Below are 16001 nucleotides of genomic sequence, written 5' to 3'. Positions count from 1 at the left end.
GAGCAGGTGGAGCCAGGGCTTGGCCGCGTAGCGGGAGGCACTCGTGCCGGTCACCGGGTCTCCTCCCACCTGAGCTGGATGCGGTTCATGTTCGTCAGCCAGCGGTCGGGGTCGGCGGCGCGGGCCTGGTAGAAGCCGGCGACCTCGGGGTGCGGCAGGATCAGGAAGCGGTCCTCGTCGATGCCCTTGAACAGGGCGTCGGCCACGTCCTCGGGTTCGATGGCGGTCGGCTGGAGCACCAGGTCGCCGGCGCTGCCGGTGGCGGCGAGCATGTCGGTGCGCACGCCCTGCGGGCAGATCGCGTGGACCTTGATCCCGCGGTGCCGGTACGTCAGCGACAGCCACTCGGCGAAGGCGTAGGCGCCGTGCTTGGTGACGCTGTAGGGGGCGGCGCCGATCATGGTGAGCAGTCCGCCGCGGAGACGGTGGCGACGAACCGGCCGCTGCCGCGTTCCAGCCAGGCCGGGAGCAGGGCCTCGGCGGCGCGGACGTGGGCCATGACGTTGACGTCCCAGGCGCGCGCCCAGACGTCCTCGCCGCAGGCCTCGGAACCGCCGGAGGCGACGCCGGCGTTGGCGCAGTAGACGTCGACCGTTCCGCCGAGCGCGTCGCGGGCCTCGCCGATGACCGCGGAGGCGTCGCCCGGCAGCGCGATGCCTCCGATCTCCCCGGCGACGGCCTCGGCCCGCGCGGCGTCGAGGTCGTTGACGACGACCCTCGCGCCCTCCGCGGCGAACCGGCGGGCCAGCGCGGCCCCGATGCCCCCTCCGGCCCCGGTGACGACCACTCCCGCACCCTGAACGGCTTGCACCATCGGTCTCCTTCGACACGGCTGCGACGCACCGACGCAGCGGCTCTGCCGCGCCACACTAACCGGTCGGTATGTGCCAGGGAAGAGGCGAACGACGCCCGGGCTCCTCCAGTGGTGTGGACCATAGACGGTGCCGACGGTTCGTTCCCAGCCACCCGGGGCGCGCGCTAGCGTGCGTGACCATGACACGTGCAGCGATCACGGAGGTCACCGCATGAAGCTGTCCAGGCGGAGTCTGCTCGCCACCACCGCCGCCGTCGCGGCCTCGACCGTCCCGGCCGCACAGGCCCAGGCGGCCCCGCAGGGGCGCGGCCGGCCGCTGCGCACCGGCTTCGAGCGGCTCGCGGCGGGCGGCTACGCGCAGCTCGCCGGGCAGCGGGTCGGCATCGTCACCAACCCGACCGGCATCACCCGGGACGTGCGCCACATCGTGGACGTCATGCACGCCGACCGCCGGGTGAACCTGGTCGCCGTCTTCGGCCCGGAGCACGGCTTCCGCGGCACCGCGCAGGCGGGCGGCTCCGAGGGACGCTACGACGACCCGGCCACCGGACTGCCGGTGTACGACACGTACCTGAAGAGCGGGCAGCCGCTCGCCGACGTCTTCACCGCCTCCGGCGTGGACACGGTCGTCTTCGACATCCAGGACGTGGGCGCGCGCTTCTACACGTACATCTGGACGCTGTACGACTGCATGGAGGCCGCCGCGCTGGCGGGAAAGCGGTTCGTGGTGCTGGACCGGCCCAACCCGGTGACCGGGCGGGAGGCGCTGGGCCCGGTGCTGCACAAGGAGTTCGCGACCTTCGTGGGACGCCAGCCCATCTCCCAGGCGCACGGCATGACGGTCGCGGAGCTGGCGCGGCTGTTCAACGGGGAGTTCCTGGCCACGCCGGTGCCGCTGGAGACGGTCCTGATGACCGGCTGGAAACGGTCGGAGTTCTACGACGCCTCCGAGCTGCCCTGGGTGCCGCCGAGCCCGAACATGCCCACCCCGGACACCGCCCTCGTGTACTCCGGGACCTGTCTGTTCGAGGGCACCAACCTGTCGGAGGGCCGCGGCACCACCCGCCCCTTCGAACTGCTCGGCGCGGAGGGCGTCGACGGGCGCTGGGCGGACGCGGCGAACGCGCTCGGGCTGCCGGGTGTGCGCTTCCGGGAGGCCTACTTCGCGCCGACCTTCTCCAAGTTCCAGGGCAAGACGGTCGGCGGCGTCCAGATCCACGTCCACGACCGGGAGGCCTACGACCCCGTGCGGACCGGGATCGCGCTGCTGGTGACCGCCAAGCAGGTCTGGAGCGGCTTCGCCTGGCGCTCGGACAACTGGATCGACAAGCTCACCGGCTCCACGCGGGTCCGCACGATGATCGACGCCGGGGCGGACACCGACGAGGTGGTCGCCGGCTGGCGGGACGAACTGGCCGCGTTCCGCAGGGTACGCGCGGAGTATCTCCTCTACCGATGAGCCGGGAGGCGATTCCTGTCCCGGATGAGCCGTGACGTATGGCCAACTCCCCCTGTCGGCAGGACGATGCACCACACATCGCACCGCTTCGGGGCACGAGGGGGTCGGCAGCCATGGCGGATCCGGGGATGAGCGTGGCTCCCTACTGGGAGCTGACCTTCGACGCGGACGGGGACGTGGACGGCCCCGAGCGGGACCGGCTGCTCGCCGGGGTCACCGCCCGGGGCGTGCGCGACCTGATCGTCTTCGCACACGGCTGGAACAACGACCGTTCCGGCGCCACCCGCCTCTACAGCGCCTTCTTCGCCCCCGTCCCGCGGCTCGCGCCGGCCGCGCGGATCGGGTACGTGGGCGTGGTGTGGCCGTCGATGCGCTTCAGCGACGAGCCGATCCCCGACTTCCCGCGCCCCACCGTCGCCGGGCCGGTGCCCCGTCCGGCTCTGGACAAGGACACCCGGCACGCGCTCCTGGAGACCTTCCCGGGGCGGGCCACGGTGGTCGACCGGCTCGCGCGGATTCTGGACCAGCATCCGCGCGACGAGGAGGGGCTCGAGGAGTTCGGGCGGCTGGTGCGGCTGCTGGTCGAGGTGGTGCCGCCGGGGCCGCAGGGCCTGTTCGCGGCGGACACGGAGGCGGAGGGCGTGCCGCAGAGCGAGCCGGGTATCTTCTCGCGGCCCACGGCGGACGTCTGCGCCGAGTTCGCGCAGGCCCTCGCCCGGCTCGAGGCACCGGAGGGACGGGAGTCCTTCTCGCTGCCGAACCCGTGGGACGGCGCCAAGGAACTGCTGCGGCAGGCGACGTACTACGCGATGAAGCGCCGGGCGGGCACGGTCGGCGAGCGCGGGCTCGGCCCGGCGGTCGGCCGGCTCGCACAGGCGGCGCCGGACCTGCGGATCCATCTGGTCGGGCACAGCTTCGGCGGGCGGCTGGTGTCGTTCGCGCTGCGCGGGCTGCCCGCGGGGGTGCGCGCGGTGAAGTCCGTGACCCTGCTGCAAGGCGCCTTCTCGCACTACGCGTTCGCCGCCCGGCTGCCGGACGACCCGCGCGCGGGCGGGGTGCTCCAGGGCCAGGAGCACCGGATCGACGGGCCGTTGGTGTGCTGTCACTCCCGCTACGACTCGGCCCTCGGCACGTTCTATCCGCTGGCCTCGCGCATGGCGGACGACGACCGGTCGGTGCTGGGCGTCGACGTGGGCGCTGCGCTGGGGGCCAGGTGGGGCGCGATGGGGCACGACGGGGTGCAGGCGGTGCCGGGCACGCGCGCGTGCACGCTCGCCGCCGCGCTGGGCGCGCCGCTGCCGGCGTCCGGGTGTGTGAACGTCGACGCGGCCGAGGTGGTCCGGCGCGGCGGGCCGCCGAGCGGCGCGCACAGCGACATCGTGCACCCGGAACTGGCGCGGCTGGTGCTGGCGGCGGGCCGCGTCCGCTGACCCGCCGCCAGACCCTGTCATCGGACTCGGGCGGGCGTCACCGGTGGGAGGTGAACTCCACCACCTGCTGATAGGTGGGCCGGTTCTGCCAGCTGATCCGGTAGTGCTTGATGCCGCCCAGGGGACGCTGGGCGATCGAGTCGGCGCACCACTGGTCGCCCGCCGAGCACTGGTCGTCACCCGGGTAGACCTGGGCCGCCGTCATGCCCGCCGCCTGCTTCAGGGTGCCGAGCAGGACGTCCCGGCAGCCGGAGAGGCTGCCGCCGCCGCAGTACTTCTGTGCGAGCGGTCCCCGCACCGGCTCACCGAGCACCGCCCGGATGTCCTTGTCGACATAGCTCCACCAGCCGTACTGGAAGGAGCTTCCGGCGTGCGCGCCGGTCGGGCCGTGTCCGGCGGACGGGGCCTCGTCGACGGGCAGGTTGCCGGTGAAGGCGGTGTACAGGTCGCTGCCGAGGCCCGGTTCGAACTCGGCCTTCACCAGCAGCGGCCACCAGGCGTCCAGGATCCGGATCGCGTCCGCGTCGGCGTACGTCTTCGAGCCGGCCGAGGTCTCGGTGCGCCGGGCGCCCGCGGACACCCAGGCCCGCAGTTCACTCACCGCCGTCGCGGTCGCCGGGTCGGTGACCTGCGCGCTGTCGATCACCTTCAGCAGCTTCGGCAGCACGTCCTCGGCCCGCAGATCGGCCAGCGCCGCGTCCGCCATCGCCTTGGTGAGCGCCGCTCTTGTCACGCCGCCGGACGCGGCCAGTTTCTTCACCCGGTCCTCCAGCAGGTTCCCCCGGTGCACCGACCCCTCACCCCAGGGCGCGGCCGTGTAGTCCTCGGCCTGCTTGTTGTTCCAGGAGATGTAGTAGTCCTGGTCGATCGAGTTGGGGTGCGCGGAGGGCGGGGTGTACTCGGCGGTGTTGGTGGCCGGGTCCCAGTTCCGCCACTCGTACGCCGGCCGCGCCCACACCGGGAACTCGGCGTCGACGCCGCTCGCCCGCACCGGGTTGTCGCCGCTGTTGTAGTAGGCGGTGTGCCGGGAGTCGGCGTAGAACCAGTTGAACGTGTAGTTGATGTGCTGCGCGGCCTGCTGGAAGTCCTGCGGGCCCTTGACGAAGCCGGGGTCGTTGAGCATCTGGAAGCCGATGATGGAGTCGGCCTCGTGCAGATAGGAGGAGCGCAGGGTGGTGTAGGCGACCTTCTTGCCGCCGACCGTCGCGCGGTACTGGACCGGGCCGTACTCGGTGCGCCACACGCGCATGGTGTACGAGCCGGCGGCCGTGCCGTCGGCGACGGTGGGCTTCCAGGCGTTCTTCCGCTCGACCTGGTCCATGGCCGTGCAGGTGCCGTGGTAGAGGTAGTGGTGGTCGTCCTGGCACAGCTCGACGGCGTAGGTGTCGATGATGTCCTGGCCGGAGGTCGTGGCGCTCCACGCGTAGTCCTGGCCGCGGCCGAGCTCGACGTACATGCTCAGGCCCGCGAAGGAGGCGCCCCGGGCGCTGATGCCCGGCCCCTGGATCTCCTGGAGCAGCAGCAGCTGCGGCGCGAAGTAGCCGGTCTGCGGGCCGAAGACGGCGACCGGGTGGCCGCTGGCGGTGTGCTCTCCGCTGACGACGAGGGCGTTGGACATGCCGCGCCGGGCGGAGGAGAGGGTCGTCTTCGCAGCCGTGGTGGCGGCGCTCCTGGCGGCGGTGGTCGCCGCGCTGCCGGTGCGGTCGTACACGAGCGGCTCCTGGGTCACGGAGCCGGCGTCGGGCAGTGCCTCGCCCTGGGGGCTGTCCGGTTTCGTCGCGTACGGGAAACTGCGGCCGTCGTGGACGGTGAGGACGGCCTCGGGATCGTTGCGCTCACGGAAGGACTCCCAGACCCTGGTGCCCTCCTCGACGCCGTACTTGGCCTGGGCGGCCAGCAGGGACAGGGCGTTGTTCACCTCGCCGCCGCCGCCGGAGCCGAACAGCGAGCCGACCACGGAGGCCAGCGCGACCAGGTCGGTGACCTTGAAGTGCTCGATGGTGCCGGCGTTGGTGATGGCGTCCTTGTGGCCGGTCAGGACGTACTCGCCGGGGAAGTAGCGGCCGGAGTCGGAGGCGTCGATGTAGGCGTTGACGCCCGCGAGGTAGGCATTGACGTCGGCGAGGGCCTGCTGCCCGCGGGCGCCGTTGTTCGCCACGGCGTTGTCGATCTGCGCCTGGAGGTCGGCCTCGGTGTACGGGGCGTTCCGGTAGAACTGCTGCTCGAGGCCCTGGTTGGCGGGGGCGCCGCCCGCGAACGAGGTCAACTGGCCGCGGCCGACGTGCCGGAAGACGTCCATGAGCCACAGCCGGTCCTCGGCTGCGGCGTACCCGGCGCCGAACTCGGTGCCGTAGCGGGTGGTGCCCGTGATGTGCGGCACACCGGTCTTCTTGTCCCGGACGATGGTGACGTCACCGCGTCCGGCGGGTTTCTCGGTGGAGGCGACCTGGTCGGCGGGGACTCCGAACGAGGCGTCGTCGAAGAAGGCGTTCACCTTGTCGTCGGTGAGTGCCGGGTAGCCCTTGGCCAGGTCCGCGTAGGGGCCGAGCTGGTCCTCGGCGTGGTCGGGCTGGGTGCCGAAGGCCTGGTTGAGGAGGATCTGGGCGAGCGTGGCGTTGCCGTTCTCGCCGGGCGGCAGGATGTCCGAGCACCGGCCGCCGCAGTAGTCGTTCGCGGCCGTCGCCGCGGGTCTCGCCTCGGCCGCCACCGCAGGGGAAAACGGTGACAAAAGACCGGTAATGAGGACGCATACGGATGCCGTCTTCAGGAACCCGTGGAATCTGCGGGGAGTTCTCACTGTGTCGAGCGCGAAGTGTGGGGTGCGCCGTGGCATGGCAGCAGCTCCTCCCGACGGGGGTGGGGAGGGACGTTACCGGCGGTATCCCCGAGTTGGAAGATGAGCATGCGTCACTTTTTGGAGTCGTCTCGTGGCGGACATGACGGTCAACCAGGGCGAAGTTATGGCGGACATCGGAAATCGGATGGAGCCGGATCGCCGGTCGGCACGTCTACTCGGCGACGTCCGTACGACGACTCCGTACGACGGACCGTGCGACGGGCCGTACGACGACGCCGAAGTGACCGAAGTGCAGGTGCAGGTGTGACGGAGGTGCAGGGCGATGGCCGGTTTCCGGAGTCTGGCGAGACAGGTGAGGGACCCGCGGTGCGATCTGGCGCTGCGACGCTACTCACTGCGCAAGTGCCTTGAGCGGTTCGCTCCCTACGGGCACAGGGCGACCTGGGACCATCTTTGCTCCCGGGCCGGGTTCGGCCCCGAGGACCGCTCCCCCGACCCGGTGCGGCTCGTGGCCGCGCTGGAGGAGCTGGAGGAGGCGCGTACGGTGTGGCTCGACTACGAGGTCGAGTTCGCCCGCCGCCGCAGGAAGGAGAAGCACGACGGGCTGCGCAGGCCGGGCAGCGTGGACGACTGGCACCGGCTGACCTGGGGTGGTTTCGGGGTCGCCTGGTGCGACGACCCGCGGGTGCACCCCGCCGAACCGCTGGCCGAGGTGCTGCGCCGGCTGATCGCCGCGCTGGAGCGCGAACCGGGTGCGGCCTGCCCGGTGTGCGCCGGGGAGCGGCTGGTCTGGAAGTACGGCCTGGACCACGAGCCGTCGACCGGGCCGGTGTGCGCGGACTGCGGCATCCTGGTGCCGCGGCCCGTCCTCACCCCCGAGGCGCTGGGGTGCGCCAGGCGGGGCAGACTGCTGGTGTCGGCCTGAGGAACACGGCGAGGGGTGCGCAGGGGGTGCCGCACCCCTCCGGAAACGGGGGAACCGTCCGGTGATGCAGGTCTGTCTCAACGGGTCCCGCACGGCGGCGGACGGCGCGGTGGTGCCGCTGACGCCGGAGGCGATGGCCGAGTCGGCGGCCGGCGCCGTCGCGGCCGGGGCCACGGAGGTCCATGTCCACCCCAGGACGCCGTGCGGACGCGAGAGCATGTCGCCACGCGTGGTCGCGGCGGCGGTGGAGGCGATCCGGGCACGGGTGCCGGTGCCGGTCGGGGTGACCACGGGCGCCTGGACCGAGCCCGATCCGGCGGCCCGCCCGGCGCGCGTGCGCGACTGGCCGGTGCTGCCCGACGTCGCCTCGGTCAACTGGCACGAGCCGGGGGCGGAGGAACTGGCCGCGGCGCTGCTCGCCCGGGGCGTCGGCGTGGAGGCGGGCGTCTGGTCCGGCACGGACGGCGCGGCCCGGTTCGCGGCCTCGCCGCTGGCGCCGCGCGTGCTGCGCGTACTGGCGGAGGTGACGGACCCGGCCCCGGAGACGGCCGCGGAGTCCGCCCGTGCGCTGCTCGCCGAGCTGGGTGACGCGCACGGCCGCCCGGTGCTGCTGCACGGCGAGGAGGGCGGCGCGTGGCCGGTGCTGCGGCTGGCCGGCCGGCTCGGTCTGGCCACCCGTATCGGCCTGGAGGACACGTTGGTCCTGCCGGACGGGGAGCGGGCCTACTCCAACGCCCGGTTGGTGGCCGAGGGACTCGTTCAGTACGGGTCGGCCCGGCGCTCGTCGTAGCGGCCGGCGTGCCCTCGCTCGTCTTTGGCGCAGGGCGGCGGCACGGGAGTCGGTCCCGCCGGGCCCCGTACGGCCGGCCCCGGCCGGGAAGCGGGGATCGGCAGGCTATCAGCGGCTAATCCGCTCGCTCCACCCCTTTGCGGTCCGGACAGTTGGAGGCGATGAGACCCGCGTGAGGACCGTGAGGAGAGTCCCGATGTCGACGCTGCGCGTCACCGCCGAAGTGCTGACCGTCCACCCGCATCCGAACGCCGACGCGCTGGAGCTGGCCCAGGTGGGCCTGTACCGGGCCGTCGTCGCCAAGGGCGTGTACCGCACCGGCGAGAGGGCCGTGTACATCCCCGAGCAGTCGGTGCTCCCGGCCGCGCTGATCGAGGAGCTGGGGCTGACCGGGCGGCTGGCGGGCGGCAACCAGGACCGGGTCAGGGCGGTGCGACTGCGCGGCGAGCTGTCGCAGGGCATCGTGTGCCGGCCGAAGGCGCTGGCGGGCGTCGACCTGGCGCGTGCGGCGGTCGAGGGGACGGACTTCGCCGAGCTGCTCGGCATCACCAAGTGGGTGCCGCCCGTGCCGCCCACGATGAGCGGCGAGGTGGAGCCGGCGCCGGATCTGCTGCCCTGGGTCGACATCGAGAACATCCAGCGCTACCCGGACGTCTTCACCGCCGGTGAGCTGGTGGTCCTGACCGAGAAGCTGCACGGCACGGCCTGCCTGCTCACCTTTTTCGCCGACGACGGCCGTGTGCAGGTCTCCTCCAAGGGCTTCGGCGCGAGGTCGCTGGCGCTGAAGGAGGACCCGCGGAACCTGTACTGGCGGGCGGTGCGGGCGCACGGCGTGCCGGAGGCGGCGGCCCGGCTCGCCGAACGGCTGGGGGCACGTCGCGTCGGGATCTTCGGCGAGGTGTACGGGGCGGGCGTGCAGGACCTGACGTACGGCGCCGACGGGCGACGGGACACGCTGGGGTACGCCGTGTTCGACGTGTCCGCGGAGATCGACGGGGCCGTGCGGTGGCTGGACGCGGCGGAGCTGCCGGCCGGGGAGCTGCCGTCGGTGCCGCGGCTGTACGAGGGGCCGTACGACATCGGGCGGGTGCTGGAGTTCGCGACCGGGCGCGAGACGGTGTCCGGGCGCGGGCTGCATCTGCGCGAGGGCGTGGTGATCCGTCCCGCCGTGGAGCGCCACAGCCCGGTGACCGGAGGGCGGGCGATCGCCAAGGCGGTCAGTCCGGCGTACCTGACACGGAAGGGCGGGACGGAGTACGAGTGACCGGCGGAGCGGCGCCGGACTCCCCCGGGGGGGCCAGACACCCCTAGGGCGTCCGGCGTTCCACCATCAGGCGGGAGCCCACCTGGCGTTGGCCGATCGCGTCGTCGGGGTTGGAGAGCACGCAGGTGTCCAGGGACAGGCAGCCGCAGCCGATGCAGTCGGTGAGATGGTCGCGCAGGCGGTTGAGCTGCTTGATGCGCTCGTCGAGCTCGGTGCGCCAGACCTCGGACAGGCGGGCCCAGTCCTCCCGGGTGGGGGTGCGTTCCTCGGGGAGTTCGGCGAGCGCCTCGCGGATCGTGGCCAGCGGGATGCCCACGCGTTGCGCGGCGCGGACGAAGGCGACCCGGCGCAGGGTGTCTCGGCTGTAGCGGCGCTGGTTGCCGGCGGTGCGGCGGCTCCTGATCAGGCCCTTGGACTCGTAGAAGTGCAGGGCGGAGACCGCGGCGCCGCTGCGCGCGGACACCTGCCCGACGGTCAGCTCGTGGATCTTCTCGGGAATCTGGGGCACTCCTCAGAGCCTACCCACCGTGTCGCACTCCGTTTCCGTTGACATGGGCCGTGGACCCGAGCATGCTAAGCAGTTGCTTAGACTTGATGTGCGACGTGAGAGGCCGGGACATGGCAGAGCCGAGGATCTTCACCTCCGCCGACGACCTGAAGGCGGCGGTGGGCGAGCAGCTGGGGTACACCGACTGGCTGGAGATCGACCAGAAGCGGATCGACCTGTTCGCCGAGGCGACCGGCGACCACCAGTGGATCCACGTGGACCCGGAGAAGGCCGCCGCCGGCCCGTTCGGCACCACCATCGCCCACGGCTATCTGACCCTGTCGCTGCTCCCCCTGTTCGGGCCGCAGCTGATCACGGTCGAGGGCGTGAGGATGGGCGTCAACTACGGCACCAACAAGGTGCGCTTCCCCGCCCCCGTCCCGGTCGGCTCGCGACTGCGCGCCACCGCGACGATCAGCGGCGTGGACGACGTGCCGGGCGGGGTGCAGGTGACCGTCGCGTTCACCGTGGAGCGCGAGGGCGGGGACAAGCCGGTGTGCGTGGCGGAGTCGGTGTCCCGGTACTACCTGTAGGACTGCGCGGGGCTACTTCGCCCCGACCATGCGCAGCACGAGGTCGGCGTAGAGCGCGCCGACCTCCTCGGGGGTGCGCGGGCCGTTCACACTGAACCAGCGGGCCACGTCGATGCACAGCGACAGCACGGCGAGCGTCGTGCCCTGCACGTCGAGCACGTCGAACTCGCCCGCCGCGACGCCGTCCTCGATGATCCCGCGCACCTCGGCGTCGACCCGGCGGCGCAGGGCGACGATCTCGGCGCGGGCCTCGGGGCCGAGCGCGTCGAGTTCGTACTGCACGATCCGCGCGGTGGTGCGCCGCCCCGCGTGCCAGCGGACGAAGGAGCTGACGGCGTCGGCCAGCCGCTCCTTGGCGCTGCCCTCGCGCTGCGCCGCGGTGCGCAGGATGTCGAGGGCCTTGTCGTGGCCGATCCGGCTGATCCGGTGGAGCAGCTCTTCCTTGGTCTTGTAGTGGATGTAGAGCGCGGCCGGGCTCATGCCGGCGCGCCCGGCGATGTCGCGGGTCGTCGTCGCGTGGTAGCCGCGCTCGGCGAAGGCCTCCACGGCGGCGACCAGCAGCCGCCGGGCCGCGTCCGGGGTGACCTCGTCCCACGGCTCCGCTTCGCCGCCGGTCGTCTCCTCCGCCGTACTCATCGCTCGCTCGCCCCTCTCGGTGACAGGAGCACCACCATACCGCCGACGGTGAGCGGGCGCTTAGTGCGGCTGGCGGAGGGGGTTCACAGCTTCTCGAAGGGGTCGTGCTCGGCGAGCAGCTTCTCCAGGCGGGCCTGGTCGACCCGGCTGACGATCTGCCCGGCCTCCTGCCGGTCCCGGATCACCTTGGCGAGGGTGAAGGCGGAGGTGACGAGGTAGAGGACGGCGATGGCGAGGAAGGCCCGCACCCAGGCGTCGGTGTTCAGCTGGTAGATGCCGACGGCGGTGGCCGACATGGCGACGGCGAAGGACGCGACGGCCTGGCCGTAGAAGGCGGCCGTGTTCTGCTGCTTGACGGGTGTGTCACTCATGCCACAGAGCATCGGCGAACGTGGCCCGCGCCACATCCGCCGAGATACTCAGAACGTACTCAGAACGCCGAGACACCCGTCAGCGCGCGCCCGATGACCAGCTTCTGGATCTGGCTGGTGCCCTCGTAGAGGGTCATCACGCGGGCGTCCCGCAGCAGCTTGCCCGCCGGGTACTCGTCGATGTAGCCGTAGCCGCCGAAGACCTGGAGGGCGTTGTTGGCGGCCCGTACGGCGGCCTCGGAGGCGAACAGCTTGGCCTTGGAGGACTCCACGGCGAACGGCTGCCCCCGGTCGACGAGGTCGGCGACCCGCCAGGTCAGCAGGCGTGCGGCGTCCACGTCCACGGCGATGTCGCTGATCAGCTCCTGGACGAGCTGGTGATGGGCGATGGTCCTGCCGAACTGCTCGCGCTCGCCCGCGTACCTCACGGCCGCGTCCAGCGCGGCCTGGGCTATGCCGACGCAGCCGGCGGCCACCGACATCCGGCCCTTGGCCAGGGCGGACATGGCGACCGAGAAGCCCTTGCCCTCGGGCGCCAGCATCGCGGAGGCGGGGACGCGCACGTCCTCGAGCACCAGTTCGGCGGTCGCCTGGCCGCGCAGGCCCAGCTTGCCGTGGATGGTGCGGCGGGTCAGGCCGGGGGTGTCGGTGGGGACGAGGAAGGCGGTCACGCCCTTGTGGCCCGGCGCGTCGGTGGAGCGGGCGAAGAGCAGCACGACATCGGCCCAGGTGCCGTTGGTGATGAACATCTTGGTGCCGTTGATGACGTAGTCGTCGCCGTCGCGCACCGCGCGGGTGGTCAGGTTGCCCGCGTCGGAGCCGGTGCCGGGCTCGGTGAGGCCGAAGCAGCCGACGTACTCGCCGGAGGTCAGACCCGGCAGCCAGCGGCGCTTGTGCTCCTCGCTCCCCCAGGCGGCGATCGTCTTGGCGACGAGGCCCAGCGAGACGGACACGATGCCGCGCACGGAGGAGTCGCCTCGGCCCAGCTCCTCGGTGACCAGGCAGTACGCCAGGTGGTCCCCGCCCGAGCCGCCGTACTCCTCGTCGATGGTCAGGCCCAGGAAGCCGACCTCGCCGAGCTTCTTCACGATGGCGCGGTCCACTTCCTCGGCGCGGTCCCAGGCGACCACGTCGGGTGCGATCTCGCGCTCCACGAAGTCCCGGGCGAGCCGCCGGACGGCGGTCTGCTCCTCGCTGAGTTCCAGATTCACCACGAGATCACCCCACAGACGACGTCGGACGACGCCGGACGGACGTCGGACGGACGCCAGATGACAGATCTTGAAAGCCGTACATTTAAATTAGCACTGCTAGTTTAATGCCGCAGCCCTACTATGTGCGCCATGGCCCGACCACGCAAGCCCCTCCTCAGCACCGACCGCATCGTCGCGACGGCACGGGACCTCGTGGACGGGGAGGGCCTGGCGGCCGTCTCCACACGCCGGCTCGCCGCCGAACTCGGCGTCAGCGGACCCTCGCTCTACAACCACTTCCGCACCAAGGACGAGATCCTGGAGGCGGTCGCGGACTCGGTGAGCGCCCAGGTCGACCTGTCGATGTTCGAGGACGGCCGCGACTGGCGCAGCGCGCTGCACGACTGGGCCGTCTCCTACCGGGCCGCCCTGCGCGACCATCCGAACATCGTCCCCGTCCTGGCCCGCGGCCCCGGCCGCCGCCCCGCCGCGCTGCGGCTGGCCGACGCCGTCTACGGCGCGATGGTCGACGCGGGGTGGCCGCCGGCCCAGGCCACCTCGATCGGCGCGCTGATGCGGTACTTCGTCATGGGCTCCGCGCTCGGCTCCTTCGCCGGGGGCTTCGTGGGCGACGCCGGCGCCTACGACCCCGCCGACTATCCGCACCTCGGCCAGGCCCACCTGCTGGCCGACCAGCAGGAGAAGATCGACGAGCGGGCCTTCGAGACGGGGCTGACCGCCCTGCTGGACGGCCTTGCACAGCAGTACGAGCAGGTCGGGCGGACCGCGCAGGCGACGTAGCCACACGGTGGCGGCACACTTCGGCGACCGCCGAACCGTCCGTGCCGCATGCTGGACGCATGACCACCAGGGACCGTACCCACGACCCGCAGGCGCCCGGACTGGCGGCGCTCGCCGGGCTGATCGCCGACGAGACCCGGGCGGCCTGTCTGCTGGCGCTGCTCGACGGGCGAGCCTGGACCGCGGGCGAGCTGGCCCGGCACGCGGGCGTGGCCGCGTCGACCCTCAGCGAACACCTGGGCAAGCTCGTCGCGGGCGGCCTGCTCAGCGAGGAGCGCCAGGGCCGGCACCGGTACGTGCGGCTGGCCGACGCCCGGGTGGCCCAGCTGGTCGAGGACCTGGCCGCGCAGGTCTCCCCGCAGGCCGCGCGCCGCCCCCGCTCGCTGCGGGAGTCGAGCGCCGGGTCGGCGATGGCCCGGGGCCGCACGTGCTACGACCATCTCGCGGGGCGGCTCGGCATCACGGTGACGGACGCGCTGACCGTGCGCGGACTGCTGCGGCAGGACACCGGGTTCGCGCTCACTCAGGCCGGGCTGGCCTGGTTCGACTCCGCCGGTATCGGCCTCGACCGCGGGGGCCGCCGTCCGCTCGCCCGCGCCTGCCTCGACTGGACGGAACGCCGCCCGCACCTGGCGGGCGTCGCGGGCGCGGCCCTGTGCCGGCACTCCCTCGACACCGGCTGGTGCGTACGCATCGGCTCGGAGCGCGCCGTCAAGGTCACGCCGACCGGCGAACGCGCCCTCTCCGACCTGCTGGGCATCGAGCCATCGGCCCTGCGCTGAACCCGCTCCGGTCCCGTCCGGCCGGGCACCATCCATCCACTCGGCCCGTCCGAACGACCGGTCCGACCGACCCGCGCGTCGGCCCGGCCCGCCCCATCCGGTCCACCCGGTCCACCCGGTCCACCCGGTCCCTCCGATCCATCAGGTCCCTCCGATCCATCAGGTCCCTCCGGTCCATCCGAACGACCGGCCCGGCCGACCCACGCGTCCGCCCGGCCCGTCCCGTCTGATCCACCCGGTCCACCCGATCCATCAGGTCCGTCCGGTCCATCCGGACGACCGGCCCGTCCGATCCACCCGATCCATCCGAACGACCGGTCCGGCCGACCCACGCGTCCGCCCGGCCCGTCCCGTCCGATCCACCCGGTCCACCCGATCCATCAGGTCCGTCCGGTCCGTTCGGTCCGTCCGGTCCGTCCGGTCGCTCCTGACCACCCAGTCGCTCCTGACCGCCGGGCCGATCGGTCCGTCCCGTCCGGTCCGACCGCCGGATCGCCCGGTCCGCCCGGCCGCCCGGGCCGCCGGGCCGTCTCGTTCGCCAGTCCGCGCGAGCCCTCTGGTCCCTCCGGTCCAGCGGCCGTTCGGTCCGGTCCCGGTGTGCCGGGACCTTCGCGGCTTCGTGTCCGAAATCCGCGAGCTCTTTGTCTCTGCCCCGCCTAGCCTTGGGAAACATGATGAACGTTCCCCAGTCCCGACCGGCCACCGCTGCTGCCACGGTGACCGTGGTGTTGTGGGCCTCCGCCTTCGTGTCCATCCGCAGTGCGGGCGCCGCGTACTCGCCCGGCGCGCTCGCGCTGGGGCGGCTGCTGGCCGGGGCCCTGGCGCTCGGCGTGATCTGGCTCGTACGGCGGGAGGGGTGGCCGCCGCGGGCGGCCTGGCGCGGGATCGCGATATCCGGGCTGCTGTGGTTCGGCTTCTACATGGTCGCCCTGAACTGGGGCGAGCAGGAGGTGGACGCCGGTACCGCCGCCCTGGTCGTGAACGTCGGCCCGCTGCTCATCGCCCTGCTGGGGGCGCGGCTGCTGGGCGATCCGATGCCGCCGCGGCTGCTGGCGGGCATGGCGGTGTCGTTCGCGGGCGCGGTGACCGTGGGCCTGTCGATGTCCGGCGAGGGCGGCTCCTCCGTGCTCGGGGTGGCGCTCTGCCTGCTCGCCGCCGTCGCGTACGCCTCCGGGGTCGTCGCGCAGAAGCCGGCGCTGAGCCGGGCGAGCGCGTTGCAGGTGACGACGTTCGGCTGCCTGGTCGGGGCGGTGGCCTGTCTGCCGTTCGCCGGGCAGCTGGTCCACGAGGCCGCAGGCGCCCCGCTGTCGGCGACGCTGAACATGGTCTATCTCGGCGTGTTCCCGACCGCGCTCGCCTTCACCACGTGGGCGTACGCCCTCGCCCGCACCACCGCGAGCCGGATGGGCGCGACGACGTACGCCGTGCCCGCGCTGGTCGTGCTGATGTCGTGGCTGGCGCTGGGCGAGGTGCCGGGGCTGCTGACGCTGGCGGGCGGGGTGCTGTGCCTGGCCGGCGTGGCGGTGTCGAGGTCGCGGGCCCGTACGCGGCCGGGGTCGGCCGCGGGGACGGGGGCGGCCGAGGGGACGGGGGCGGCCGGACCCGGCGCCGCGGTCCCGGAGACGGTTCCGGAGCCGCGGCCCGAGCGGACCTGACGGT

General features: G+C 72.8%; 15 protein-coding genes and 1 pseudogene. 10 read left to right on the top strand and 6 right to left on the bottom strand.

Annotated features, from left to right (window positions below):
* Window positions 1–50: 50 nt before the first annotated feature.
* Window positions 51–814, bottom strand: a pseudogene (locus ABZ484_RS20180) (SDR family oxidoreductase).
* 211 nt (window positions 815–1025) lie between these two features.
* Here ABZ484_RS20180 and ABZ484_RS20175 point away from each other — a divergent pair.
* The gene (locus tag ABZ484_RS20175) at window positions 1026–2273 is read left to right on the top strand and encodes a DUF1343 domain-containing protein (protein WP_358867258.1); all 1248 of its coding nucleotides are present in this window, start codon (window positions 1026–1028) and stop codon (window positions 2271–2273) included.
* Window positions 2274–2386: 113 nt separating this feature from the next.
* The gene (locus ABZ484_RS20170; protein WP_358867257.1) at window positions 2387–3703 is read left to right on the top strand and encodes a serine-threonine protein kinase; all 1317 of its coding nucleotides are present in this window, start codon (window positions 2387–2389) and stop codon (window positions 3701–3703) included.
* 37 nt (window positions 3704–3740) lie between these two features.
* On the opposite strand, the gene ABZ484_RS20165 is transcribed toward ABZ484_RS20170, so the two are convergent.
* Window positions 3741–6536, bottom strand: a complete 2796-nt coding sequence (locus ABZ484_RS20165; protein WP_358867256.1) for a penicillin acylase family protein — start codon at window positions 6534–6536, stop codon at window positions 3741–3743.
* Between the two features lie 103 nt (window positions 6537–6639).
* Here ABZ484_RS20165 and ABZ484_RS20160 point away from each other — a divergent pair, with 103 nt between their 5' ends.
* The 4 genes from ABZ484_RS20160 to ABZ484_RS20145 all read left to right on the top strand — a co-directional run bounded on the left by ABZ484_RS20160 (window position 6640) and on the right by ABZ484_RS20145 (window position 9479).
* The gene (locus tag ABZ484_RS20160; RefSeq protein ID WP_159007133.1) at window positions 6640–6807 is read left to right on the top strand and encodes a hypothetical protein; all 168 of its coding nucleotides are present in this window, start codon (window positions 6640–6642) and stop codon (window positions 6805–6807) included.
* 15 nt (window positions 6808–6822) lie between these two features.
* Window positions 6823–7425 (top strand): hypothetical protein, encoded by a 603-nt coding sequence (locus tag ABZ484_RS20155; RefSeq protein WP_358867255.1) that lies wholly within the window; start codon window positions 6823–6825, stop codon window positions 7423–7425.
* Between the two features lie 61 nt (window positions 7426–7486).
* Complete coding sequence (locus ABZ484_RS20150) at window positions 7487–8215, top strand: 3-keto-5-aminohexanoate cleavage protein (RefSeq protein WP_358867254.1); 729 nt, start codon at window positions 7487–7489, stop codon at window positions 8213–8215.
* A gap of 196 nt (window positions 8216–8411) precedes the next feature.
* The gene (locus ABZ484_RS20145; protein ID WP_358867253.1) at window positions 8412–9479 is read left to right on the top strand and encodes an RNA ligase (ATP); all 1068 of its coding nucleotides are present in this window, start codon (window positions 8412–8414) and stop codon (window positions 9477–9479) included.
* A 43-nt stretch (window positions 9480–9522) separates the two neighbouring features.
* On the opposite strand, the gene soxR is transcribed toward ABZ484_RS20145, so the two are convergent.
* Window positions 9523–9987, bottom strand: coding sequence for a redox-sensitive transcriptional activator SoxR (gene soxR, locus ABZ484_RS20140; RefSeq protein ID WP_358867252.1), 465 nt, complete (start codon window positions 9985–9987; stop codon window positions 9523–9525).
* Window positions 9988–10097: 110 nt separating this feature from the next.
* On the opposite strand from soxR, the gene ABZ484_RS20135 reads away from it, so the two are divergent.
* Window positions 10098–10559 carry a MaoC family dehydratase gene (locus tag ABZ484_RS20135; protein WP_358867251.1) on the top strand — a complete coding sequence of 154 codons (462 nt, stop codon included), beginning with the start codon at window positions 10098–10100 and terminating at the stop codon, window positions 10557–10559.
* A gap of 12 nt (window positions 10560–10571) precedes the next feature.
* On the opposite strand, the gene ABZ484_RS20130 is transcribed toward ABZ484_RS20135, so the two are convergent.
* The 3 genes from ABZ484_RS20130 to ABZ484_RS20120 all read right to left on the bottom strand — a co-directional run bounded on the left by ABZ484_RS20130 (window position 10572) and on the right by ABZ484_RS20120 (window position 12777).
* A complete protein-coding gene (locus tag ABZ484_RS20130) occupies window positions 10572–11195 on the bottom strand; it encodes a TetR/AcrR family transcriptional regulator (RefSeq protein ID WP_358867250.1) in 624 nt (207 codons plus the stop codon).
* Window positions 11196–11278: 83 nt separating this feature from the next.
* Entirely contained in the window at window positions 11279–11566 is a 288-nt protein-coding gene (locus ABZ484_RS20125) for a YiaA/YiaB family inner membrane protein (protein WP_030186598.1), read from the bottom strand.
* 59 nt (window positions 11567–11625) lie between these two features.
* Window positions 11626–12777: an acyl-CoA dehydrogenase family protein gene (locus tag ABZ484_RS20120; RefSeq protein ID WP_358867260.1), complete on the bottom strand. Its 1152-nt coding sequence runs from the start codon at window positions 12775–12777 to the stop codon at window positions 11626–11628.
* Between the two features lie 132 nt (window positions 12778–12909).
* Here ABZ484_RS20120 and ABZ484_RS20115 point away from each other — a divergent pair, with 132 nt between their 5' ends.
* From ABZ484_RS20115 to ABZ484_RS20105, 3 genes are all read left to right on the top strand, one after another.
* Window positions 12910–13560 (top strand): TetR/AcrR family transcriptional regulator, encoded by a 651-nt coding sequence (locus ABZ484_RS20115; protein ID WP_030186592.1) that lies wholly within the window; start codon window positions 12910–12912, stop codon window positions 13558–13560.
* A 59-nt stretch (window positions 13561–13619) separates the two neighbouring features.
* A complete protein-coding gene (locus ABZ484_RS20110) occupies window positions 13620–14342 on the top strand; it encodes a winged helix-turn-helix domain-containing protein (protein ID WP_358867249.1) in 723 nt (240 codons plus the stop codon).
* A 674-nt stretch (window positions 14343–15016) separates the two neighbouring features.
* Window positions 15017–15997, top strand: coding sequence for a DMT family transporter (locus ABZ484_RS20105; RefSeq protein WP_358867259.1), 981 nt, complete (start codon window positions 15017–15019; stop codon window positions 15995–15997).
* Window positions 15998–16001: the final 4 nt, after the last annotated feature.

Origin of the sequence: Streptomyces sp. NPDC006393 (assembly GCF_040628575.1) — a bacterium.
Lineage (GTDB): Bacteria > Actinomycetota > Actinomycetes > Streptomycetales > Streptomycetaceae > Streptomyces.
This window is presented reverse-complemented; position numbering and strand designations above follow the sequence as displayed.